General features: G+C 48.5%; 15 protein-coding genes. 5 read left to right on the forward strand and 10 right to left on the reverse strand.

The features are described from left to right. Positions 1-217: 217 nt before the first annotated feature. Positions 218-2,860 carry a DUF7133 domain-containing protein gene (locus tag FEN17_RS02800; RefSeq protein WP_138363776.1) on the forward strand — a complete coding sequence of 881 codons (2,643 nt, stop codon included), beginning with the start codon at positions 218-220 and terminating at the stop codon, positions 2,858-2,860. Positions 2,861-3,119: 259 nt separating this feature from the next. Further along, entirely contained in the window at positions 3,120-3,572 is a 453-nt protein-coding gene (locus FEN17_RS02805; RefSeq protein WP_138363777.1) for an SRPBCC domain-containing protein, read from the forward strand. Positions 3,573-3,590: 18 nt separating this feature from the next. Here the strand turns inward: FEN17_RS02805 and FEN17_RS02810 are convergent, their stop codons facing one another. Together FEN17_RS02810 and FEN17_RS02815 are read right to left on the reverse strand one after the other, a co-directional pair. After that, entirely contained in the window at positions 3,591-4,055 is a 465-nt protein-coding gene (locus tag FEN17_RS02810; RefSeq protein ID WP_138363778.1) for a hypothetical protein, read from the reverse strand. Positions 4,056-4,064: 9 nt separating this feature from the next. Beyond that, a complete protein-coding gene (locus FEN17_RS02815; RefSeq protein WP_138363779.1) occupies positions 4,065-4,415 on the reverse strand; it encodes a hypothetical protein in 351 nt (116 codons plus the stop codon). A 146-nt stretch (positions 4,416-4,561) separates the two neighbouring features. On the opposite strand from FEN17_RS02815, the gene FEN17_RS02820 reads away from it, so the two are divergent. Beyond that, entirely contained in the window at positions 4,562-5,824 is a 1,263-nt protein-coding gene (locus tag FEN17_RS02820) for a hypothetical protein (protein WP_138363780.1), read from the forward strand. Between the two features lie 58 nt (positions 5,825-5,882). Here the strand turns inward: FEN17_RS02820 and FEN17_RS02825 are convergent, their stop codons facing one another. The 3 genes from FEN17_RS02825 to FEN17_RS02835 form a co-directional block, all read right to left on the reverse strand. After that, positions 5,883-6,977 carry an Ig-like domain-containing protein gene (locus FEN17_RS02825; RefSeq protein ID WP_138363781.1) on the reverse strand — a complete coding sequence of 365 codons (1,095 nt, stop codon included), beginning with the start codon at positions 6,975-6,977 and terminating at the stop codon, positions 5,883-5,885. A 28-nt stretch (positions 6,978-7,005) separates the two neighbouring features. Continuing rightward, on the reverse strand, positions 7,006-7,683 hold the full coding sequence (locus tag FEN17_RS02830; protein WP_138363782.1) for a hypothetical protein: 678 nt from the start codon (positions 7,681-7,683) through the stop codon (positions 7,006-7,008). Positions 7,684-7,802: 119 nt separating this feature from the next. After that, positions 7,803-9,182, reverse strand: a complete 1,380-nt coding sequence (locus FEN17_RS02835) for an immunoglobulin domain-containing protein (RefSeq protein ID WP_138363783.1) — start codon at positions 9,180-9,182, stop codon at positions 7,803-7,805. Positions 9,183-9,380: 198 nt separating this feature from the next. Between FEN17_RS02835 and FEN17_RS02840 the strand changes: the two genes are divergently transcribed. Further along, positions 9,381-10,178: a HipA family kinase gene (locus FEN17_RS02840; protein WP_138363784.1), complete on the forward strand. Its 798-nt coding sequence runs from the start codon at positions 9,381-9,383 to the stop codon at positions 10,176-10,178. Then, entirely contained in the window at positions 10,156-10,539 is a 384-nt protein-coding gene (locus FEN17_RS02845) for a DUF3037 domain-containing protein (protein WP_138363785.1), read from the forward strand. The genes FEN17_RS02840 and FEN17_RS02845 overlap by 23 nt, the downstream gene beginning before the upstream one ends. Here the strand turns inward: FEN17_RS02845 and FEN17_RS02850 are convergent. The 5 genes from FEN17_RS02850 to FEN17_RS02870 form a co-directional block, all read right to left on the reverse strand. Beyond that, complete coding sequence (locus tag FEN17_RS02850) at positions 10,536-11,321, reverse strand: LytR/AlgR family response regulator transcription factor (protein WP_138363786.1); 786 nt, start codon at positions 11,319-11,321, stop codon at positions 10,536-10,538. The genes FEN17_RS02845 and FEN17_RS02850 overlap by 4 nt on opposite strands. A 172-nt stretch (positions 11,322-11,493) precedes the next feature. Then, complete coding sequence (glgB, locus tag FEN17_RS02855; RefSeq protein ID WP_138363787.1) at positions 11,494-13,425, reverse strand: 1,4-alpha-glucan branching protein GlgB; 1,932 nt, start codon at positions 13,423-13,425, stop codon at positions 11,494-11,496. 9 nt (positions 13,426-13,434) lie between these two features. After that, positions 13,435-16,770, reverse strand: a complete 3,336-nt coding sequence (treS, locus tag FEN17_RS02860) for a maltose alpha-D-glucosyltransferase (protein ID WP_138363788.1) — start codon at positions 16,768-16,770, stop codon at positions 13,435-13,437. Between the two features lie 13 nt (positions 16,771-16,783). Continuing rightward, on the reverse strand, positions 16,784-18,739 hold the full coding sequence (locus FEN17_RS02865) for an alpha-1,4-glucan--maltose-1-phosphate maltosyltransferase (protein ID WP_138363789.1): 1,956 nt from the start codon (positions 18,737-18,739) through the stop codon (positions 16,784-16,786). A gap of 173 nt (positions 18,740-18,912) precedes the next feature. Further along, the gene (locus tag FEN17_RS02870) at positions 18,913-23,118 is read right to left on the reverse strand and encodes a hybrid sensor histidine kinase/response regulator (RefSeq protein ID WP_138363790.1); all 4,206 of its coding nucleotides are present in this window, start codon (positions 23,116-23,118) and stop codon (positions 18,913-18,915) included. Between the last annotated feature and the right edge of the window lie 53 nt (positions 23,119-23,171).

Here is a 23,171-nt window from a genome sequence, read left to right on the forward strand (position 1 = left end):
CTGTAAATGTATAACAAATAGGGTGCCACATTTCAAAATGCCTTTTTGCAGTGATTTTAAGCGGTTTTTCAAAAACTCAAGTGTTCGGATGCGGACAAAATATTTTCGCGGCGGACAGCATTTAGAGTAGTTCCGCCCACTTTTTCATTTTAATATCCGGTTACTTTATCTACTAATAAACAGGCTTTCACCAGCCACACCTGTATTACAAATTATTATGTTAAAAATTACATTTAGCCTGTTTTCAGCGTTCCTGCTTCTTTGCTGGAATGGCCTGAATTTACAGATCAACAAAACTTCTGAACGTTCTTTACAAGTTGCGGCCGACTCTCTTCCGAACGCTTCCGGCTGGCCCGCCGAACTCGATGTGACCCCTTTTGCCGGCCCGAATCTGACGCCGAGCCCGGCTTGTCTGGCGGTGGCCGCTACCGGCGAAGTATATGTGGGCGTGGATATGATCGGTTCTTTGGGCAAAGAGCCGGGGAAAGGCAGCATTGTCCGTCTCGTTGATTCTAATAATGATGGTAAAATAGATGCGAATTCCACATTCGCGATGGTGGATGATCCGCGCGGGATCATTGCGATGGGCGACCAGGTTTTTGTGCTGCATACCACATTCGTCGACGGAAAAGCTTCCGGTATGGATCTCGTTGTTTTTGAAGATAAAAACCATGACGGAAAAGCCGACGGTCCTTCGAAACAATTGATTAAAGGAATCAGCAACCCGAAATTCCTGCAAAGCCGCGGTACCGACCACGCTACAAATGGTATCCGCATGGGTATCGATGGCTGGATCTACATTGCTGTGGGTGATTTTGGTTTTCATGAAGCGGTGGATGCTTCTGGTAAAAAGCTGACGCAGCTTGGCGGAGGAATTGTCCGTGTTCGACCAAATGGTACCGAGATGGAAGTGTTCACGCACGGTCTGCGAAACATATATGATGTGGCGATCGATCCTTATATGAATGTTTTCACCCGCGATAACACCAATGACGGCGGCGGCTGGAACATTCGTTTCAGTAACCAGATCCAGTCTGGTGAATATGGTTATCCGGTTTTGTTTAAAAACTTCACCGAAGAAATCATCCCCGCTTTGATTGACCTCGGCGGCGGCTCGGGAACTGGTTCTTTGTTTATGGACGATCCAACCTGGCCAGCCAAATACAACCACGTGCCGATGATGGCCGACTGGGGAAGAAGTCAGGTCTACGTCCATCGCGTCACACCCGACGGCCCGACATTCACTCAAAAAGAAGAAGAATTTATCAAGCTCGCGCAGGTAACGGATCTGGACGTGGATGCATCCGGAAGAATGTACCTCGCTGCCTGGGACGGTGCCGGCTACTCGGGTAACCCAAGCAAGGGTTTTGTAGTACGCGCAATTCCGAAAGGCTGGAAGTACACCGCATTTAAAGATGTAAAAAAATCGTCTGCCAAGGAACTGGAAGCACTTTTGAAATCGGAAAGCGCGGTGCAGCGTCTGGCCGGTCAGCAGGAATTGTTGGCACGTTTCCCGAAAGAAGCTGTGACGGCTTCCTGGAAAATTGCGTCGGATAAAAGCCTGCCTTTGCACATTCGTGCAGCGGGAATTTTTACTTACGGGCAGGCTGCCGGGAAAGATGGAATCACTAACCTGGTGAAACTCACGGACGATGCCAATGTAAAAGAATTCGCATTGCGGACATTGGCCGACCGGAAAACTTTCCTGGATAAAGTACCGACCGAACCTTTCCTGAAAGCGATGAAAGATTCGAATCCAAGGGTTCAATCCGTGGCGACGATCGGGCTGGGACGTTTGGGACGCGTAGAAGCAGCGCCGGCATTGCTCGCGGTGAAAGTACCTTCTTCATTTAAATCTCCCGAAAAAGGCACCGAAGGCCCGCACGCGACACCTAACTCGGCTATCGTACCGCCGCATTTGGCTGTACGTGCGCTGGTGGCGATCAATGCCGTAGATGCCTGCGTGAAAGCGATTGGTACTGAAAATTCGACGATCGCATTGTGGGCGCTGCGCTACATGCACGACCCGAAAGCAGTTTCAGGACTGATTGCCGCTTACGGAAACGCGAAAGATCTGGACGCTAAAAAACAAATCTTGACCACATTGGGCAGGTTATATAAAGAAGAAGCCCCTTACGACGGCTCCTGGTGGTGGAGCACCCGGCCGGATACCCACGGTCCTTATTATAAGGCAGTTACCTGGGGCTCTTCCGATGCTATCAAAACATTGTTGATGCAGGAGTGGAGCAAAGCCGATGAAAATGGCAAGAAATTCTTCGCGGATCTGAATGGTCGCCAACGGATGGGGATCGATGAATTTGGTGGTGAGGAAATTGTGGTAGAGAAAACCGAACAGCGTATCGATCTGAGCAAAATCCAGAATAAAAAAGGCCAGGTAGGGGATAACTCGATCGAGGATGTGATGCTGGCTATCGCCAAAATAGAAGGTGACCCGGCTTTGGGCAAACAATTGTTTACCAAACAAGGATGCATCGCCTGCCACAGCATTACCAAAAACGGGCCGCTGAAAGGCCCTTACATGGGACAGATCGGCTCGATCATGAACCGCGAGCAAATTGCCGAATCGATTCTGAAACCCAATGCTTCTATCTCGCAGGGTTTCGCTTCGGTGCTGGTGACTACCAAGGACAAACAATCTTATATGGGTTTTGTTTCGGAAGAATCGGCGGAGAAACTAGTTCTACGGGACATTACGGGCGCGGTGTATACATTTAAAATGTCGGATGTGACTTCCCGCAAGGAAATGGAAAATTCCATGATGCCGCAGGGACTGGCCAACGAGCTTTCGTACCAGGAATTTGCTTCTCTGGTGACATTTTTATCACAGCAGAAAAAATAATTGCAAAAAATCCGGATTACGATAGTCGTAAATCTTGCCATTGTAGTACTACTTAGTACAGATGGTAAGCCCACTTATCAGAAATTCCGATTTACTCAATGTTATAGCTTGACCAATCCCGTCCGACTTCCGGACGGGATTTTTTTCGTCCCGAATCACCCTCTCAAAGTCCGATTTTCACCGCAGAGGAAAAGTGATTGATTCCTAGCTTTGAATCATGTGTTTAGAGTTATCATCTATTTCAAAAACTTCAACCAGCATGGAAAATTTAAAATTGCAAACCGATAATGCGATCCAAATCTCAAAATCGCAGCACGAAGTTTTCGAGGGCATCGTAGACCCTGCGAAAATGTCTAACTATTTTATTGCCAATAGTACCGGCAGGATGGAAGAAGGCGCAGAACTGATCTGGCATTTTCCGGAAATGGACGTAGATGTGTCTGTGAGAGTCGGTAAAATCGAGCAGGATAAGTATGTGTCTTTTTACTGGGGCGAAAAGGACAGGGAATTATTGGTAGAGATTTCGTTGGAACCTTTCCGGGACGCGACGGTGGTAAAAGTTTCTGAAAAAGAAATGGAAAACGACGAGGCCGGCATCGCGTGGCTGAAAGGCAACACCGAAGGCTGGGCCAATTTTTTAGCCTGTTTAAAAGCTTACCTGGAATATGGGATCAATCTGCGTAAAGGAGCTTTTGAGTGGCGCTTTCAATAAAAAAAGCTGCCTTTGTCGTCAGAAATCTCTCAGATAAGGTCGCGCAGAAAGCGGTGAAAACGGCCAGGGAATCGCGATCAGAATGATTACCGCAGCAATGATGTAATAAATTGTCATTGTCTTAAATTTTGCCAGATCATCTTCATTTCGCTTCGCAATCGACGATCCTGCCGAGAGCACAAAAATCGCGATCGTCATCAGCGTGATATGGATCATTCCGAAAAACACAAATTCAAACTGACTGACCGCCTCTTTGTAATGTGTGCGGAAGTAAGTAATAAACGGACTATTGAAGTACAGCACATACCCGATCATTAGCTGGATATGTGAGAATGTAGCCGCCGTATGCCTGACAGAATCGTCAAACTTTGTAAAGGGTTTTCGCCCGGACCAACCTCTGATCCCGCGGTAAATGGCAAAAAGAAGAGTAACAACCACAAACCACCGGACAATGGAATGTGAAAAAATCAGGACTGGATACATGTTTGATTATCAGGGCTTTTTTCGTTTTTTCAAGCTGTCGGCCTGTGCCGGCGTCATAGTTCTCACCGTTTTTTTAACCGTATAAGAGGTAGTTGTATCTGCATCCGGGCGACCGGTGCTGCTTCGGCTGCCATCAATGGTACCGGTGGAATTTACATTGCCGTTATCATTCAAAATAGGGCCGGTTTCGGCATTGGCGGAGTCTTTCAAGATGGCGGTAACATCGGAAGTGTCCGTCTTTGCCTTGCGGACACGCATTTTTTCTTCGTGATATTTTTCAGACGATTTTCCTTTTTGTGCAAAGGTCAAAGTCGGGGCGGCGAAAAGCGCCAGGGCAATAATAAGTTGATGCGTTTTCATGGTAAGCTGGTTTTAGTTAATGTTGACGGTCCAGTCCTGATTTTACTTTAAAACCAATCAAATATTATTCCAGCCACATCATTAGGGCGCATGATCATTATTTTTGCAGTTTTGTAGCTTTTAAGTCATATCGCATCGATTCCTAAATGGCTTCAGATTTAATCGTACTGCAACGCTGCAAAAAGATCATTGAAGAAAATCTGGACTGGGGGGCCGGGGAAACCTGGCAGACTTTGGATTTTGAAAACCTGAGCCAGCTGATCCTCGACAAAACCGGCGTTTCCCTCAGCATCAGTACCCTGCGCCGGATCTGGGGCCGGGTGGAGTATAACCATTTGCCCAGCACCACGACATTAAATACACTGGCAAAATTTGCCGGCTACCACGACTGGCGGACCTTCGCAAAAGAACAAAGGCCGGCCCCGCTGCCCGAACCGGAAACAATTGCCCCGGTGCGGACAGTAAGCCAACCTTTTGCCCTGAGAAACCTCATCTGGCCCGCGCTGGTTTTGCTGGCGGTTACCGCATTTTGCATTGTGGCCTTTCAGCGGTCACAAATGGTCAGCAAAGACCAGTATGCATTTCGGAGCCACCGGGTTACGCGGGGCGTGCCCAATTCGGTCATTTTTACTTACGATGCCTCGGCTTCGCCGACCGACTCGGTCTTCATACAACAGTCGTGGGACAGCAGTACGAGAACTAGGGTCGACAAAAACACAACAAAGCATACTTCCATTTATTACGAGCCTGGTGTGTATACGGCCAAACTGATTGTGGGGGACCAGGTGGTAAAAGAACATCAGCTGGTGATCCCGACCAACGGATGGGTTGCGACCATAGGCTCCGACAAAGTGCCGGTTTATCTCAAAGACCGGGAGTTTATGCACGACAGCCTGCTCCGTATACCAGTTGAAGTGATACGGAAGAACAACATTGCCTTGCAGCCCCAGCCACCGTTTGCACGGATTTTCAATGTCGGAAACTTTCCGCCGGTGCCTCTGGACGACTTTTCTTTTAGTGTGTCTCTCAAAAATGAATTCGGGGAAGGAGCCGGGGTATGTCAGTATTCATTCGTTTCTCTGCTTACAGATGACATTCCCATTTTCTTCCCGCTTTCGATCGAAGGGTGTGTGTCGGAGCTCAATATACGCTGTGTCGATTCTTTCGCTTCCGGCAAAAAAACAGACTTGTCGGCATTCGGTGTCGATTACGCAAAGTGGGTACATATTTCCTGCAAAGGCGACGGAAAAAAGATACGGTACTATGTAAACGACAGGCTGGCGATTGAATTTCCTGCTCCTCAAAGGCACATCCGCGTACTGGGACTAGCCTTTGGTTTTCAGGGAACCGGTGCTGTCAAAGACATCGCTCTGAATGCGGGTAACAAAACTGTTTTCCAGGCATTTTAGATTTGTAGTATGTGTTTTGGAAAACGAACCCCGGTCAAAGACCGGGATGTGTTCAGATTTAATTATGCATCAACTTGAAGATCTTCACGGTACCGTCCTCCTGTTCAAAATGAATGTAGTACATGCCGCTTGGATATTCTTTCATACTGATCGTAAATGAAGACTCTGCAACCGGCTTCGATAGCCTGACAATCCCCGAATTGCTGATCATGCGCATATTTTTCACCTTTTTGTTGCGCACTACCACATGCAGCATGTCGTTAACCGGATTGGGATACAGCTCTGCCCACGAGAATTCCGGGAAATGCACCGATTTGATTTTACTATAAGTAAATGTTGCGTTGGCATCGGTCATTTTAAGCCGGTAGTAGTTCAAGCCTGATTCAGGCAAACTGTCCACCGAGACATATTCCCTCGATTCCCTGCTTTCAAAGGCAGCTTCAACCCTTGCGATGTTCTTCCAGTTTTTCAAATCCTGGCTGCGTTCCACGTCGTAATGATCGCTGTTCGATTCTTCGGACGTGCCCCAGGTAACTTCTGCTGCTGTTTCCAGTTTTGTTACATCAAAATGGGTCAGCGTCACAGGGAGCGGATTGGTCACAATGTCCAGCTTTACATTCGCGATGTTCGTCTGCTGGCCGGTTTTGTCACTTACCTGGTAAGTGAATGTTACCTCGCCGGCGAAATCGCGCGCCGGAATAAAACTAAACTTTCCATCCACCCGGGTTACAGCGCCTTTTAGAGGCTGCTGGATAACCACCAATGTGGAAGCATCGAATTCTGCACAAACCGACTGGTCATTCTTCAAAACGTCCACCAGGACATTTGTGTTGACCTTTCCAGTTGCAATGTCGTCGACCGCAGTCGGCTTGTGATGTTTTACAATAATTTTAATGGACTCGTCAGATATGCACCCATCCTTGTTTACACCAAACGCTTTGTATGTACCTTCCTCACTGACAACCAGTTCGCTGGCGTATGAACCGACGATGATCTCATTGTTACGATACCATTCATAGCGTGTGGCGCCTGTGGATGCGGCATTGATCCGGAGCGTTGCGGCCTTGCACATGGAGACTTCCCTGGTCTGGCCCTGCCCGAAGGCGAGGCCAGATAGCAGGAGCATCATCCAGATGAGCGGATAAGTGCGCATAGTAATGGGTAACCCGGTTGAGCCCGGATTAGTTAAGTGTGATAGTAGGCACGCTTGGCATTGGCAGGTTGTTCAGGATCTGCTGCGTTCCAAGGACTACGCAGTTGGTCAGGTTGGATGCAGTTGATGGGAAAGTACCGGATGTTGGCAGTACATAAGATACTACTGCTGTGTAAGTTCCGGCAGCTTTGGCAACCAAAGTACCGGTTGTTTCGCTCAATGTGGTCGCACCGTTTTTCCAGACAAAAGGAGATACAGTTACGCCATAAGTACCCAGGTTGGATACCGTATTGATGGTAGCGGTCAGACCTACATTCGGCAATGTTCCCGAACAAAAGTTTGTCTCGCCGTCGGGAGTGATCGTAACTGTGATCTTTGGCAATACAACGATGTTATATTCAACCACGTCGGACAAACATCCACCTGCAATTTCCAATACTTTCAAGGAGATTTTGTGCAGTTTAATGTCGGTAGTCGCATCTGAGAACGTATGTGTCAATACGCCGTTTCCAACTGAACCCAGAATTTCCTGAATATCTACGTCATCAATCGTCCAGATCAGCTTGGACAGTGCACCGCCACCAGTAGGTGTCAGCTTAAAAGGTTCTCCGCTAACAACATAGTAGTTAGCAATAGGCGCTGCTTTTGAGATTTGAGCGAAAGCAACAAGGGTAAACACTGCGAGGATTGAGAAAAACTTTTTCATGTGTTGTGTTTTGTTTAAAAAAATTGATAGATGAATTGGTTATAAAAATTTGGGCAATACGATGCTAACGGTTGTGTATATTCGCAACCAGGGGAATTTGAAAAAAACTAAGCTGAAAACTAGGGATTAAGCGACACGACCGGAAGGATAGGAGCAGTTTGTACGGTCACAGTAACCTTCTTTCGGGGCGATGCGAGGCATCCCGACCCGGTTTTCTGAGTTTGGACGTAGTAAGTCTTCGTCCCGACTGTCGTGAGCCCGGAGGCAAGCAAGTTCTGCGCGGAGGAGAGCAAAGTTCCCGAACGGATATCCGTATACCACGCGTAGTTGAATGTTCCGATGTCCGAAATCCCGGCTTGGAGCGAAAGTGCCGAAAGCGACACAGATCCGACATTGGTACAGGCTTGCATATCCGGCGCAGTCATACTCGTCTCGTCGGGCACGCGCCTGATATCGTGGATGTTAACTCCCGCAGCGCCAAGTCCTGCACCCAGCCCTGCAATGTTCAGATCGATCTCGATCCGGTCGAAGATCACCGGCGTACCGTCAGATTCTTTTGGAGCATAGTAAAATGCTACCTGTGAGTCATTTACACCGAGAAGGTCGAGGAGCGCCACGTCGAGCAGGGAATTCATGAGCGTAACCGCCCCCACCTGACTCGCCCCGTTATAGGCCTTTAAGTTGACACTGCCCGCCAGGTTGGCTTTTACAAACGATCCACTTTGAGAAAGCACGATCCGCACGGCATCACGGTTGTTCGATTTACCATTGAAAATGAATGTCTGCGTAATGTGTCCCGTCAATAGTGCAGCCCCGGTGGAAACAAGAGACGACTTGGTACTGAGGTCGTTATCGATCGCACTGGACGGATTGGTGACGTCAAATTTACCCAGTGTCAATCCCGACGAACCTTTGGTGGACGCATTGGGTTGTCCGCAATCTGCGGCGTTGAAAGGGTATGGATTGGATTCATTGGACGGGTTTGCCGCACGGAAAGCATAGTAAACATTCAACGTGTTGCTGGCTACTACGAGTGGAGAGGACAAGGTTACCCTGACGGTCTTAAAGTTGCCGGTAGGCGTCACTGCGATGAACACTTTTCCGTCTGACGTGTAATAAGTAGTTGAGGTCGAGGATACTAACGTTGTTCCGCTGTAAGCCGTAACTGCCACACCGCCTGCAAGCAAATTGGTGGAAGCGCTGTTGTTGACTCTGACGTAAACGGTGGACGGACTGGCCGCACTGCTGGTAATCTCATCAGCAAAACCCAGATTGAGGTACGCCGTAACCGTTCCCACAACGGTCGTCGCGGTCAAGGTTGCATAGGTTTCCTGGGAATTGATGGCATTGGTTTCTCCGGTTACAGTACCTCCCGTACCTCCGGTTGTTTGACTGTTTGCATAAACTGCTCCTGCTGGCTGGGCGTGTGAAATGTGTGCACAGAGATTCAACAAAAGCAGCGCAAAAGTGCGTGCGATTTTTGAGTAAAAAATTTTCAAATATGAACTGGATAGAGGTGTTGCTGTGTGAATTAGTTCTACAAATGAAAAGGGTTTGTTTTGTCTATACAAAATAATTTTTGTAGAATAATCTGAATGCACTTGTCAAGTGTCCAATTTAAGTATGCTGAAACGTTTAAACGGTTGCAAAATTTTTTTGGGGTTTTGCCTAAATTGCCCTCGTTAACCAAAAATTGTATGGCCAACGAAATTTCCGAGCTGCGAAATGTTCATGTAGACCGCTACCTCACACCGCTCCGGGAGGGAGGTTCTTTGCCGGCGATTGTAGAAGCAAATGATGGGTTTTTATATGTGCTGAAATTTCGCGGCGCAGGCCAGGGGCCAAAAGCGCTGATCGCCGAAGTCATTGGTGGTGAGCTTGCAAGGTACCTGGGCTTGAAAATTCCCGAGATTGTCTTTGCGCATCTCGATGAAGCATTTGGCCGCACAGAACCCGACGAGGAAATCCAGGACCTGCTCAAAGCCAGCGTCGGCTTGAACCTCGGAATGCATTATTTGTCCGGCTCCATCACCTTCGATCCGCTGGTAACACGGCTGGAATCGCGGCTCGCTTCGAAAATTCTCTGGCTCGACAGCCTCCTTACCAATGTGGACCGCACGGCGCGGAATACCAATATGCTGATGTGGCACAAGGAACTCTGGCTGATCGACCACGGCGCATCTTTGTACTTTCATCATTCCTGGGATAACTGGAAGGAACAGGCAAAACGGCCATTTCCGCAAGTCAAAGACCATGTGCTGCTGTGGCAGGCAAATGATCTGGCCGAAATTGATGAAGAATTTAAATCCCTGATCACGAGTGATATTATAAAAAAAATTACTGCGCTGATCCCGGATGAGTGGCTCCTCGTGGATGCACCTTTTACGACTGCCGAGGAACATCGCAATGCGTATGCGGAATTTTTGGAGACCCGGCTCTCCGTTTCAGATTTATTTGTAAAAGGAGCCAGCGATGCCAGAAAAGCACTTATTTGAATATGCGGTGATTCGCGTGGTGCCAAGGGTAGAGCGCGAAGAGTTTATGAATGTGGGCGTCATTTTGTATTGTTCCAGCCTCAACTTCCTGCGGGTTAAAACTCGGCTGGACGAAACCCGGCTGAGCGCATTTTCGCCTGCTATTGATTTTACAGAAGTTCAACATTACCTGCGTGCTTTGGAGCAGGTTTGCCAGGGCAGAAAAGAAGGCGGTACCATCGGCGCACTCCCGGTTTCTTCCCGGTTCCGCTGGCTTACGGCTACCAGAAGTACGGTTATCCAGGCTTCAAAAGTACATGCTGGTTTTTGTGAAGATCCAGATTTAACCCTCGCAGCATTGTTCAACCAGCAGGTCTCTTAGCCCGGCTTATGCGGGTTAACATATTGATTCAGAAGATCTTTCTTTCTCCGGGAAACTTCAATTTCTGTTCCGTCTGTGAGCAGGATCACCTGGTTATTGTGGCTGATATGCTTGATGTGTCTCGGGTTGATCAAATGTGATTTGTGTGTGCGCAGAAAATTGAATTCCGATAGCATATCATCAAAATGCTTCAATGTTTTGCTGGACAAAAACGGCCTTTTTCCGACGAGGTGTATAGCTGTGTAATTCTTGTCCGCTTCGAGACGCAGGATTTCATCGAGACCAAAAAAGTACACGCCGGCACTGGAAGGTACGGCTAGCCGGAATTCGCGTATATCTTTCTTGGCAATGTTGCGGGTGAGGTTTTCGTAAAGTTGTTGTTGTAAAAGCTGCTGCTGCTGGTCGGCGGGAGGCATGCGGCTGATGGCCCGCTGCATGTGTTTGTCCACGGCTATTTTAAGTTCTTCAATATCGACCGGTTTCAAAAGATAATCCAGCGCGCTGAAACGGATGGCCTGGATGGCGTAGTGATTGTAGGCGGTGATAAAAATAATGTCAAATGGCGGATTGGTTTGGGTGGCGAGAAAATCAAAACCGTTTTGATAAGGCATCTCAACATCGAGGAAAACCACATCCGGCGTAAAATCTTCCATTGTGGCGAGTGCCTCGTGGACGGAACCGGCTTCGCGGATGATCATTTCGGTAGTTACAAAGGAGATCAGGTAATGCGCCAGCACATTGCGGGCACGCTGCTCATCGTCGATAATTAGTGCTTTGATCATGTTTAGGTAAGTATTACAGAGTTGTTGATATCCGCAATATTCCTCCCTTGTACCGCTTTTCTAAATCCGTTTATTCAAAGGCACAGATGATTTATTCAAAGGCAAGGCCGACCTCACAATGTGAAGCCGGCCTTGTCTTTAAGAACCTGAATGTTTATAAATCCTGTAAATATCAGAGCCAGTCAAACTCTCCTGCATACCTTAGCACAATGACACTCAGCGCAGGAAGGACGAGCGGCAAAGAATGTCCGCGGCGATGTTTCGGGATCGGATAACTCTCTAAGTTTTCCCTCAGAATCAAATCACAACCGCCATATCTCAGGTTATCTGTATTTAAAATCTCTTCGTAATAACCTGGTTTTGAAACACCTATGCGATAGTTCTCCCTGACAGTCGGCGTGAAGTTCGCGATGAAAATCAAGTTGTCTTTTTCATCATTTCCTTTTCTGACCCAGCTGAAAACGCTGTTCGTCGCATCCTGGTTATCGATCCACTCAAAGCCCTCGCCTGAAAAATTCTTTTCATAAAGCGCTGGCTGTGATTGGTAAAGTTCGTTCAAATCCTTCACCAGTTTTTGAATTCCCTGGTGACTTGGGTTCAGATTTTCGTCCCAGTCCAGGCTGAAATCGTGTCGCCACTCATGCCGCTGGGCAAATTCACCGCCCATAAAAATGAGCTTTGCGCCCGGATGCCCGAACATATAAGCGTAGAGCATGCGAAGATTGGCAAACTGCTGCCAGTAATCACCCGGCATTTTATTGATCAGCGAATTCTTGCCATATACCACCTCATCATGCGAAAGCGGCAGCGTGAACTTTTCGGAAAAAGCGTAGTGAATGCTGAATGCCAGCTGCCCCTGATGGTAAGACCGATATACAGGATCCTTCTGAAAATAGGAGAGGGTATCGTGCATCCAACCCATCATCCATTTCATATCAAAGCCCAATCCACCATTGAAGACCGGCTGCGTAACCCCAGGCCAGGCAGTGGATTCTTCCGCAACCGTGAACACATCGGGATAATATTTATGCACCGCAGAATTGAACTCTTTCAGGAAATCGATTGCTTCCAGATTTTCCCTGCCGCCATACTGGTTTGGTATCCATTCACCTTCGTTTCTTGAATAATCAAGGTAAAGCATGGACGCAACTGCATCAACGCGCAATGCGTCAATGTGAAATTTATCAAGCCAGTAAACTGCATTCGAAATCAGAAATGCCTTCACCTCATTTCTTCCGTAATTGAAAATAGAACTTTTCCAATCGGGATGAAAACCTTTGCGGGGATCTTCGTGCTCGTAAAGGTGTGTTCCATCGAAGTAACCCAGGCCGTGCTGGTCGGTCGGGAAGTGGGAGGGAACCCAGTCCAGGATCACGCCAATGTTGGCCTGATGCAGCGCATCTACCAGAAACATAAAATCTTCCGGCGTACCGAAACGGCTGCTCGGGGCGAAGTAACCCGTAAGCTGATAACCCCACGAACCGTAAAACGGATGTTCCATCACCGGCATGAATTCCACATGCGTGAAATTCATAAACTGGCAATATTCAGGAAGTTCCGCCGCCAGCTCGCGGTAAGTCATGAAATGGCCTTCTTCTTCATGCACCCGCCGCCACGACCCAATGTGCACTTCGTAAACTGAAATCGCTTTTTCCATAGCAGGTTTCGATTTCCTTTCACCAAGCCAGGCTGCGTCCTTCCAATCATACTCGGCGTCCCACACAATCGACCCCGTATTTGGCGGCGTTTCCCAATGTATCGCATAAGGATCACCCTTTTCGACCTCATAACCATTCATCGACCGGATAAAATATTTGTAATATTCTCCTTTGCCGATGCCCGGAATGAATGTCTCCCAAATCCCGGAATGATCGTCGCGCGGCTGCATTGTGTGGCTGCCGCGGTTCCAGCCGTTAAAATTTCCGATGACGGAAACCTCCTTCGCGTTGGGTGCCCAAACCGCGAAGAAAGTCCCTTTTTCACCGTCCCGCTCCGCCACGTGCGAACCGAGCTTGTTATAAATATGATAATGCGTACCCGATTTGAACAATTCAACATCAAAAGGGGTAATCAACGATTGTGCATCGTTCTGGATCTCAGTCATAATCTGTTTTTAAGCGGTCAAAATTTCATGCTTTTTCAGGATCGATTTAATTCCCCTGAGTGGTACCATGACCCATGACGGCCGGTTGTTTACCTCGTAATTCAGCTCGTAAATGGCTTTCTGCAACAGGAATGTCTGCATCAGAATGTTGAGATCTTCCTTATTCTGCGGGATGATCGGATTGTCTTTCACCGTTTCCAGATAAGCTTTCATAAAGAAGCCGCTCATGTAATGATACCATTGTTCCACGTAGGGGATCAATTTTCCGATATCTTCCTTACGAATTTGATTATCAAGGAACAAGCTGCCATAAGCCGCATAGTGGAACGAGCGGATCATACCGGCAACATCGCGCAGTGCCGATCTTTTTAACCTTCTTTCACTGTAACTGCGCGCTGGCTCGCCCTCAAAATCCAGGATTACAAAGTCTTTTCCGGTAAACAGCACCTGGCCCAAATGGTAGTCACCATGGATACGAATTTTAGAGGTATCAATCTTGCGACTGTATACCTTTTTAAGCTCGGCCAGGATGTCTTCCTTCATTGCCAGAATTTCATTGGCTTCATCTTTTACCTCAGTTTCCAGCTTTTTCATGTTCCGGTTAAGGCTCTGGAAGGCTACCCGCACCAGGGATTGCAGCGAAGAATAAACCGACCGCTGGTAATGCAGGGAGAAATCTTCAGGTTTGAAATCCGGCGTATCCGTACCCGCCGCCAGGGCCAGGTGCATCTCTGCAGTCCTTACGCCCAGCAATGCAACCTGCTCAGCCACCGGCACATCAAGCAACTCTTTCAGCTGGTCCGGAATATCTTCGTATCCTACCGGCTCCGTCAATGTACCCATCATTTCAGGCAGCTCCATTTCGCTACCCGACAGGATTTTTTCATTAAAGCTATCGAGGCGGTCGAGCATATTCGCCCAGGCATCGGTACTGTTATTGACCATTTCCTGCATCATTCCCAGCACCATCGAGTCCTTTTTGTATTTCCACTCCACGGCACCAACATAAGCCGGAATGTTGGGGAATTTGGCCTTATTGCTCAGATACTGCGTGATCTCGACATCCGGATTGATCGCCCGGTCTACTTTACGGTATAGCTTGAAGAAGAATTTACCATCGTACGTGATGGAAGTATTGCTTTGCTCGCCTGACAAAACACGCGGCTTTATCTTATCCGACTCCTGTACATGTCTTTCCAGATCAGCATTGCCGGAGAAATGGATTTCGCTGTCTTTTGCATGCAGCTTTTCACTCCCAGCCATATTCTGGATCAGCGCCTGCTGCATTTCAAGGCCATAAATCGCGTCAAAAAGTACTCCTTCCTCCTCACCGTCAATTTTCACCCTGGCCACTACCGCCTGCGGGCAGTTTTCCTTCACTTTATAAGAAAAAGGTTCTTTTCCAAAGGCCAGCGGAAGCTGGTACATTTCCGGCAGGTCACTCTGGTACGAAGCTTCCAGGAGGAAAATATATGCCGGTGGGTTGTCGCCCAGCGGCATTGCGGCGTGCGATACCACACGAATGCTGTCAAGCCCTTTCCCTTTTCCGCCAAACCAACGCATCTTCATCAGATAGTTGGGCAGGAAGCTCGATTCGAGTCTTTCGATCACTGCGGGGTCGATCAGATCACCCCACTTTTCCAGTTCCAGCAAAGGCAACTCGGCAGTCTCATCAATTTCCGGATGCGTTTTGGTCAACGCGAAACATTGGCAGGCATAGGCTTCCAGCGTAAAGAAATAAGGCGTGCTGTCTTTTACCGACGGGAATTTATTTTTACTATAAATCTCAACCGGCTGGTATCCTTTGTACTGATCCAGATCCAGCTCAACCGGCTGCGGAAAACGTGACAGGTTGGCGATCACCAGCATCGTCTCGTCTTCGAATGTCCGGGTAAATGCCAGAACCTTCGAATTTTCCGAGTTCAGGAATTGAATGTCGCCGCGGCTGAATGCTTTGTATTTTTTCCGGGTACTGATCGCCTTTTTCATCCACCATAACAAAGAGGAAGAATTGCGCGATTGCAGCTCCACATTGACAGACTCATAATGATACTGCGGATCCAAAATCAGCGGCAGATATAGCCGCTGTGGGTTTGCCTGCGAAAATCCTGCATTCCTATCCGGGCTCCACTGCATCGGCGTACGTACGCCATCGCGGTCACCGAGATAAAAGTTATCGCCCATCCCGATTTCGTCACCATAATAAATGATCGGTGTGCCCGGGAATGTGAAAAGAAGTGAGTTCAGCAACTCAATTTTTTTCCGGTTGTTTTCCATCAAAGGTGCAAGCCGGTGACGGATACCGAGGTTGATCCGCGCCTTCGGATCCTTGACATATACCTTATACATGTAGTCACGCTCCTCGTCGGTTACCATTTCCAGCGTAAGCTCATCATGGTTACGAAGGAAAATACCCCACTGGCAATTATCTGGGATCGCAGGAGTTTGGTCGAAAATATCCGTCAGCGGGTACCGGTCTTCCATTTGCAGCGACATAAACATCCGCGGCATGATCGGGAAGTGGTAATTCATCTGACATTCGTCGCCTTCACCGAAATATGATGCCGAATCTTCCGGCCACATATTCGCTTCCGCCAGCAGCAATGTGCCAGGGTAGCGCTCGTCGACATATTTCCTTAATTTTTTCAGATAAGCGTGTGTCTCGGGCAGGTTTTCACAGTTGGTACCGTCGCGTTCAAACAAGTACGGCACAGCATCCAGGCGGAAACCATCGACACCCATTTTACACCAGAAATTCAGGATCTTGAAGATCTCTTCCTGCACCAGCGGGCTATCATAGTTCAAATCGGGCTGGTGGTGGAAGAAACGGTGCCAGTAATATTGCTCAGCCTCGCTATCCCATGTCCAGTTTGATTTTTCGTAATCCTGGAAAATAATACGGGCATCCTTGAACTGCCGCGGATCATCCGTCCACACATAAAAATTCCGGTGATCTGATCCTTTCGGAGCTTTCCGTGCCCGCTGAAACCATGGGTGCTGGTCAGAAGTGTGGTTGATTACCAGTTCGGTAATCACTTTCAAACCGCGTTTGTGCGCCTCTTTCAGGAAAGTCTTGAACTCGTGAATGTCGCCGTAAGACGGATTGATGGAATAATAATCCGCAATGTCATAACCATCGTCGCGCAGGGGAGAGGGGTAAAATGGCAAAAGCCAGATCGCCGTCACGCCGAGATCCTGCAGATAGTCCAGCTGTTCCATCAGACCCTTGAAGTCCCCGATACCGTCACAGTTGCCGTCCTTGAAGGCCTTAATGTGCAGCTCGTAAATAATCGCGTCCTTATACCACTGCAAATTCTTTTCTAGTACTCCCTTTTTATATTCCATATCATCTTGGTGTTCAGTGATTTTCGATTTTCAGAATGTGTGCCGGCATTTCGTAAGGGTTCATCTGTACGTAATTATATTCGCCGCGCCAGTGATATCTTTCCCCGCTGAGCATGTCGCGGACGGTGTAGGGTTGGTCCCAGTGAATGCCGAACTGATGGATAGGTACTTTAATATGAGCGCCCTGCGTGTTCCAGTTGTCCAGGTTCACAGCAATGATCAGCCTGTTTCCGCTGGCTTCGTCGGTCTTGGTGTAGGCAATTACACTGTCGTTATTGGTTTCTGTAAAATTGATGTTCCAGGTCGTTTGCAGCGCCGGATTCTCTTTCCTGATCCGGTTTACCCGGGTAATGATCTCCCGGGTGCGGCTGTACCTGTCCCAGTCCCAATGTTTGATCTCGTATTTTTCGTTGTCGGTATATTCCTCCTTGCCGGGGTGCGGCGTGTTGACGCCGTATTCGTAAACCGGGCCGTACATGCCGTAATTGGAAGATAATGTTGCCGCAAGGATGAATCGCGTAATGTGCGCATTCTCGCCGCCTTCTACCAAATGATGCGGGAGAATGTCAGGCGTGTTGGGCCAGAAATTTGGCCTGAAATAATATTGCTGATCCGTCTTGGTAAGCTCGTAGAGATATTGTTCCAGCTCCCACTTGCTGTTCCGCCAGGTGAAATAGGTGTAGGACTGGTTGAAACCAATTTTCGCCAGCCGCTCCATTACCCTCGGCCTTGTAAATGCCTCGGCCAGGAAAAGAACTTCGGGATGTACCTTACGCACTTCACCGATCATCCATTCCCAGAATGCAAATGCCTTCGTGTGCGGATTGTCTATCCTAAAAATGTGCACACCTTTTTCAATCCAGAAATCGATCACACTTTTCAGTTCGTTCCAGAGATTTTGCCAGTCTTTCGTTTCAAAATCAAAAGGTAGAATGTCTTCGTAGCGCTTCGGCGGATTTTCGGCAAACTGTACCGTGCCGTCGGGACGCCATTTGAACCACTGCGGATGCTCCTTCACATAGGGATGGTCAGGCGCACATTGGTAGGCAATGTCCATGGCAATTTCGATTCCTAACTTGTCCGCATCCGCTATCAACGCCTCAAAATCTTCCATGCTGCCCAGCTCCGGGTGCACCGATTTATGGCCTCCAAGCCGGTTACCGATTGCCCAGGGAGAGCCTGGATCGGTTTCTGATGGGGTAAGCGAGTTATTTTTTCCCTTCCGCTTCATCTCACCGATCGGATGGATCGGCGGAAAGTATAGCACGTCGAAACCCATTTTCGCTACTTTCGGTAGCAGTTTCTGAACATCTTTAAATGTTCCGTGCGTATCAGGCAGGGTAGAGGCCGATCGTGGAAAAAGCTCATACCAGGTACTGAATGCTGCTTTCTTGCGCTCGACTTCTAATTTAAATGTCTGGTCAAAAACGGTGATGCGATCTGTATACCGAATTTTGGACATGGCCGATTCGACTTCTTCGCTCAGGGCCAGGTTCAGCGCCCACTCGGGATCGTGGGTATTTTTCAGCCCGTCAATCCATTTATCAAAGTCATCCACATATTCCTGATTTGCCAGCGACCGCGCTTCTTCCAGGATCTCGGCACCGATCAGAATTTCTACTGAAATGTCTTGTCCGGCCTGGAATTTTTTGAGCAAACCTTTCTTCCAGGTAGTAAAATGGTCGATCCAGCCTGTGAAGCGGTATTCATAAATGCCGGGTTTCTCTGGTGTCCAGGTCGTTTGCCAGCGATCGTTGATGACATATTGTAACGGAACATCTCCCCAGAACTGGTCGGATTCGTGTTTGAAGATCACGCTGGCAGCCAGGGAATCATGGCCATCGCCGAAGATATCGGCCGAAAAGACTACGCTTTCGCCGATCGCCCGTTTTGCCTGAAACCTGCCCTCTTCAACTTGCGGGGCCACATTGCTGATCACGACACGCTTTCTTCCATCCTGAATTCCCATTGATGCATTTCATTTGTTGAATGCCTCAACGTTAATCAAAATCATGCCTGCAGAACGGTTCCCGCAATCATTTCGGACGCGTATAGGGAGGGAGCAGTGCTACAAACGGTTATTTAACTGTTTGTAAATAAAAGAATTGGAAAATTGTAGGGGGGTAACGTTTAACCCCGAACTCAAACAAACTGTTTTGCGGCGAAGGCGCGTTGCAGACAGGACTTAATTTCCTCATAACGGATCGGTTTGGCGATATAATCATCCATTCCGGACTGTAAGCAAATCTCCCGGTCTTCGGCCATAGCATTGGCGGTGAGCGCGATAATGTAGGGTTGCTGGCCGGGCAGCTTACGGATCATTCGGGTAGATTCGAGCCCGTCCATTTCCGGCATTTGCACATCCATAAACACTAAATCAAAAGATTCCCGGGTTACTTCTTCCAGCGCCTCGAGACCATTGCGGGCTACCTTCGGCGCGTAGCCCAGCTTGGTCAGTACCGCCACAAAAAGCTTCTCATTTACGGCATTATCTTCCGCCATGAGAATTTTCATGGGGTAACCTTCCGCAAAATAAGTCGACAGCAAAGTTTTTCCTTCCGAAGCCCTCGGTTCCACCACCTGCCGCGACAGCTCTTTTCTGATCACATCGCCCAGCCGCTGGTGTTTGACCGGTTTGGTGAGAATGGCGGAAAAAATATCGGGATTGTTCTTGCGCGTCTCGTCACCGACCGAGCTCAGCAAAACGATAGGCAGGTCGGGGAATTTCTTTTTTACTTTTTCGGCCAGCTGGATCCCGCTCATTTCCGGCATGTTCTGGTCGGTGATCAACATATCGATCCGGTTGTTCTCACCCAGGATTTGCAGCGCCTGACTGCCCGAAGACGCCAGGATCGGCACCAGTTTCCAGTATTTGAGCTGGGTTTCGATGATACGCAGGTTCGTTTTGTTGTCGTCAACCACCAGCACCGTTTTTCCATCGTTTTCAAATGGATTGGTACTCGTGCTGCTGTCCGCTTCGCCCGGCGCCGATTCGGTTTGAATGGTAAAGAAAAAGCTGGTCCCCATTCTTTCAACACTTTCGGCACGGATACTGCCGCCCATCAGCTGCACCAGGCGCTGGCTGATCACCAGGCCGAGCCCGGTACCGCCATACTTCCGGCTGTGCGAAGAGTCCACCTGCGAGAACGCTTTGAACAAAAGATCCAGCTTGTCGGCCGCAATACCAATACCGGTATCCTGCACCTGGAATGTCAGCTCAATGCCACCATTTTCATTCTTCTTCTCACATTGTACACTCACCACAATTTCGCCGCCATGGGTGAACTTCACCGCATTACTGACCAGATTGATCAGAATTTGCCGCAGCCGAAGGTTATCCCCGATGATCTGCGACGGCACTTCGGGATCTATCTGGTACACGAGGTCGAGGCCCATATCAGCCGCTTTTCTTGAAAAAATACCCAGCACTTCCTCGATACATTCGTGCAGGTCGAAAGACTTGTGTTCCAGTTGCATATTGCCCGACTCGATCTTCGAAAAGTCGAGAATGTCATTGATTACCGTCAGCAGCCCGTCGCCGCAGCCAATAATGGTGTCGGTATATTCGGCCTGCTCCTCAGACATGTCGGTTTGCGAAAGCAGCATCGCCATGCCCAGGATCCCGTTCATCGGCGTGCGGATCTCGTGGCTCATGGTTGCCAGGAAAACACTTTTCGCCTGGTTGGCTTTTTCGGCTTCCTGCCGTGCCTGCTGTTCCAGGATGTGTTTTTCCTGTAAATCAAAATTCAGCTGGTACAGGTCCAGCGCCTGCGCTTCCAATGCCTGTCTTTTTTCGGTTACTTCCCGCGTCCGCTGATTTACCTGGTTCAGTAGTTCTTCCCGCTGATTCTCAATAACCCGCACCCGCGCCTCGTAAAACAGATAAACTGCCAGAAAAAACAGCAGCACCAACATGGCCCTGAACCACAATGTTTGCCAGTATGGCGGGATGATGTGCAGCCGGATGTACGTGCCGGTTTCATTCCATACCCCATCATTGTTGGAAGCCTTCACCCTGAAAACGTAGTCCCCCGGATCAAGGTTGGTGTAGGTGGCTTTGCGCGTTGTGTTCGAGTAGATCCAGTTATCATTGAACCCCTCCATTTTATACGCGTACTGGTTCTTGCGCGAAATGGTGTAGTTCAATGCTGTAAATTCAAAAGACAGCATCAGATCCTCATAGGAAACCGTAATGTCCCGGACCTCCGTAATGTGCTTGTTCAGGGGTGAATCCGTTGTGTGCGGACTTACCGACTGGTTGTAGATCTGGAAATCCGTAATAAAAACCGGTGGAATGTTGCGGTTATAGTGAATGCTGTCGGGATGAAAAACATTCAGCCCGTTTTGCCCGCCAAAAAACAATGTGCCTTCACTGTTTTTGAATGCTGACATGCGGTTGAATGAGGCGCCCTGCAGACCGTCGCTGTTGTCGAAATTGCGGAAGGTCCTGGCGGCCGGATTAAAATTGCAAAGTCCGTTATTGGTGCTGACCCACAAAGTGGCGTGCGCATCTTCCTCAATTGCCCAGACCACATCATTGGGCAATCCGTTTTTCTGGTTGTAGTGCGTGAAGGTTCTTTTCTTACGGTCGAAAAGGTTCAGCCCGCCGCTGGTACCGATCCAGAAATGATTTTTACTATCCTCGAAAATGCAGTTGATCAGGTTGTTGCTGATTGTTTTCGGATTTTTCTGGTTGCGGATAAAATGCGTAAAGGTTTCTTCTTCGGGATTAAACAGATTCAGCCCGCCACCTTCCGTTCCGATCCAAACGCTGCCGGTTTTATCAACGTAAACAGAAAGGATCGTGCTGCTGCTGAGGCTGCCGGGATTCGCGGCATCGTGCTTGTAGGTGATGTAGGTATTGTTGGTAGTGTTATATCTCAAAAGTCCTTCCGAGGTCCCGACCCAGATCGATCCCCGCTGATCGTTGGCGAGGCAATAAATGTTCAGGGGTATCGGATATTTGACCTTCGGATTTCTGTTTAAATTATCAAAATGATTCGCGCCCGGCACAAACCGGCTGAGCCCGCCTTTGAAATTACCCGCCCACATAGTACCGTCTGGCTCCTGCAAAAGCGCGGTTATGAAAGCACTGGCCGGACTATTGGGGTTGCCGGGATCGTGGGGATAATGTTCAAATTTGCCGGTTTTTCTGTCCCACACATTCACGCCGCCGCCATCGGTCCCGATCCAGAGCTTACCGTCCTGTGCCTGGATCACCGACAGCACATTATCATTGTTCAATCCGTTTGGAAGACTTGGGTTGGCCCGGTAGCGCCGAAATTTGAGCGGCGCATGGTCTGCCACATTGATCCCGCCGCTGAATGTCCCTACCCACATATTCCCGACCCGGTCGCAGAAAAGGGAATAAATAGAACCGTTGTTAAGCCCCTCAGCATTGGCTTTATTAAAAACTTCCCTGGTGAATTTTCCGTCCTTTTCCAGGATGTTGATCCCGCCGTTTCGTGTCCCGATCCAGAGCCGGCCGGTCTTGTCCTCCGCCAGCGAAATAATGTCGTTATGTGAAATGCTTGCAGGGTCGGCGGGAATATTGCGGTAGGCTGTAAACGTTCCGCGGGTACGGTTCATTAAATTGAGCCCGCCGCCTTCTGTACCGATCCAGAAATTACCGCGGACGTCTTCGTATAAAGTATTTATTTCATTTTTGCTCAGCGACTTGTGGTCGGTGGTAAGGTTGATATATCTTGAAAACGTATTTGTCGCAACATCAAGCTTATTCAGCCCGCCATCTTTGGTGCCAGCCCAAACTACGCCGGCGCGGTCTACAAGCACTTTTTTTACAAAATCATCACTGAGGCTGGCGGTGTTTCCGGGCGTGTTTTGGTACCGTCTGAATGTTTTGGCACGCACATCGAAATAATTCAGCCCGCCTCCGCCCGTCCCGATCCAGAGATTTCCTTGTTTGTCCTGGCTGATGGACATGACCTTATTATGGCTGATACTTTTCGGATTTGAAGGATCATTCCTGTAAGTTGTAAAAATGTCGGTTTCATAGCTGTACATGCTGATGCCGCCATCGTCGGTACCAATCCAGAGGCGACCCTCCCGGTCTTCAAAAAGTACGTTGACGTAGCTATATCCAATACTTTTTGCATTATCCGGGTCATTCCGATAGACCGTAAACTTATATCCGTCGTACATATTGAGGCCATCCTGCGTCCCAAACCACATAAAACCGCGGCGGTCCATCAAAATGCTCGTCACATTGTTTTGAGATAATCCCTGATTGGTAGTAAGATGGCGGAAAATGTAGCTTTTATGCTGGGCTTGTAAACCTGAAAAGGTAAGTAGGAAGAGGAAGAAACTATTTATGAAAAATACTTTCATTTTTATTTCATAGAGGGTATAAAGTATTTACCAAATAGTTTGCCTATTCAGGT

It is taken from the genome of Dyadobacter luticola (assembly GCF_005860805.1).
Lineage (GTDB): Bacteria > Bacteroidota > Bacteroidia > Cytophagales > Spirosomataceae > Dyadobacter > Dyadobacter luticola.

What these genes read in the sequence shown, in the direction of transcription:
- FEN17_RS02800 (WP_138363776.1), top strand. Translation starts at nt 218, where the DNA reads ATGTTAAAAATTACATTTAGCCTGTTTTCAGCGTTCCTGCTTCTTTGC.
- FEN17_RS02805 (WP_138363777.1), top strand. Translation starts at nt 3,120, where the DNA reads ATGGAAAATTTAAAATTGCAAACCGATAATGCGATCCAAATCTCAAAA.
- FEN17_RS02810 (WP_138363778.1), bottom strand. Translation starts at nt 4,055, where the DNA reads ATGTATCCAGTCCTGATTTTTTCACATTCCATTGTCCGGTGGTTTGTG.
- FEN17_RS02815 (WP_138363779.1), bottom strand. Translation starts at nt 4,415, where the DNA reads ATGAAAACGCATCAACTTATTATTGCCCTGGCGCTTTTCGCCGCCCCG.
- FEN17_RS02820 (WP_138363780.1), top strand. Translation starts at nt 4,562, where the DNA reads ATGGCTTCAGATTTAATCGTACTGCAACGCTGCAAAAAGATCATTGAA.
- FEN17_RS02825 (WP_138363781.1), bottom strand. Translation starts at nt 6,977, where the DNA reads ATGCGCACTTATCCGCTCATCTGGATGATGCTCCTGCTATCTGGCCTC.
- FEN17_RS02830 (WP_138363782.1), bottom strand. Translation starts at nt 7,683, where the DNA reads ATGAAAAAGTTTTTCTCAATCCTCGCAGTGTTTACCCTTGTTGCTTTC.
- FEN17_RS02840 (WP_138363784.1), top strand. Translation starts at nt 9,381, where the DNA reads ATGGCCAACGAAATTTCCGAGCTGCGAAATGTTCATGTAGACCGCTAC.
- FEN17_RS02845 (WP_138363785.1), top strand. Translation starts at nt 10,156, where the DNA reads ATGCCAGAAAAGCACTTATTTGAATATGCGGTGATTCGCGTGGTGCCA.
- FEN17_RS02850 (WP_138363786.1), bottom strand. Translation starts at nt 11,321, where the DNA reads ATGATCAAAGCACTAATTATCGACGATGAGCAGCGTGCCCGCAATGTG.
- glgB (WP_138363787.1), bottom strand. Translation starts at nt 13,425, where the DNA reads ATGACTGAGATCCAGAACGATGCACAATCGTTGATTACCCCTTTTGAT.
- treS (WP_138363788.1), bottom strand. Translation starts at nt 16,770, where the DNA reads ATGGAATATAAAAAGGGAGTACTAGAAAAGAATTTGCAGTGGTATAAG.
- FEN17_RS02865 (WP_138363789.1), bottom strand. Translation starts at nt 18,739, where the DNA reads ATGGGAATTCAGGATGGAAGAAAGCGTGTCGTGATCAGCAATGTGGCC.
- FEN17_RS02870 (WP_138363790.1), bottom strand. Translation starts at nt 23,118, where the DNA reads ATGAAAGTATTTTTCATAAATAGTTTCTTCCTCTTCCTACTTACCTTT.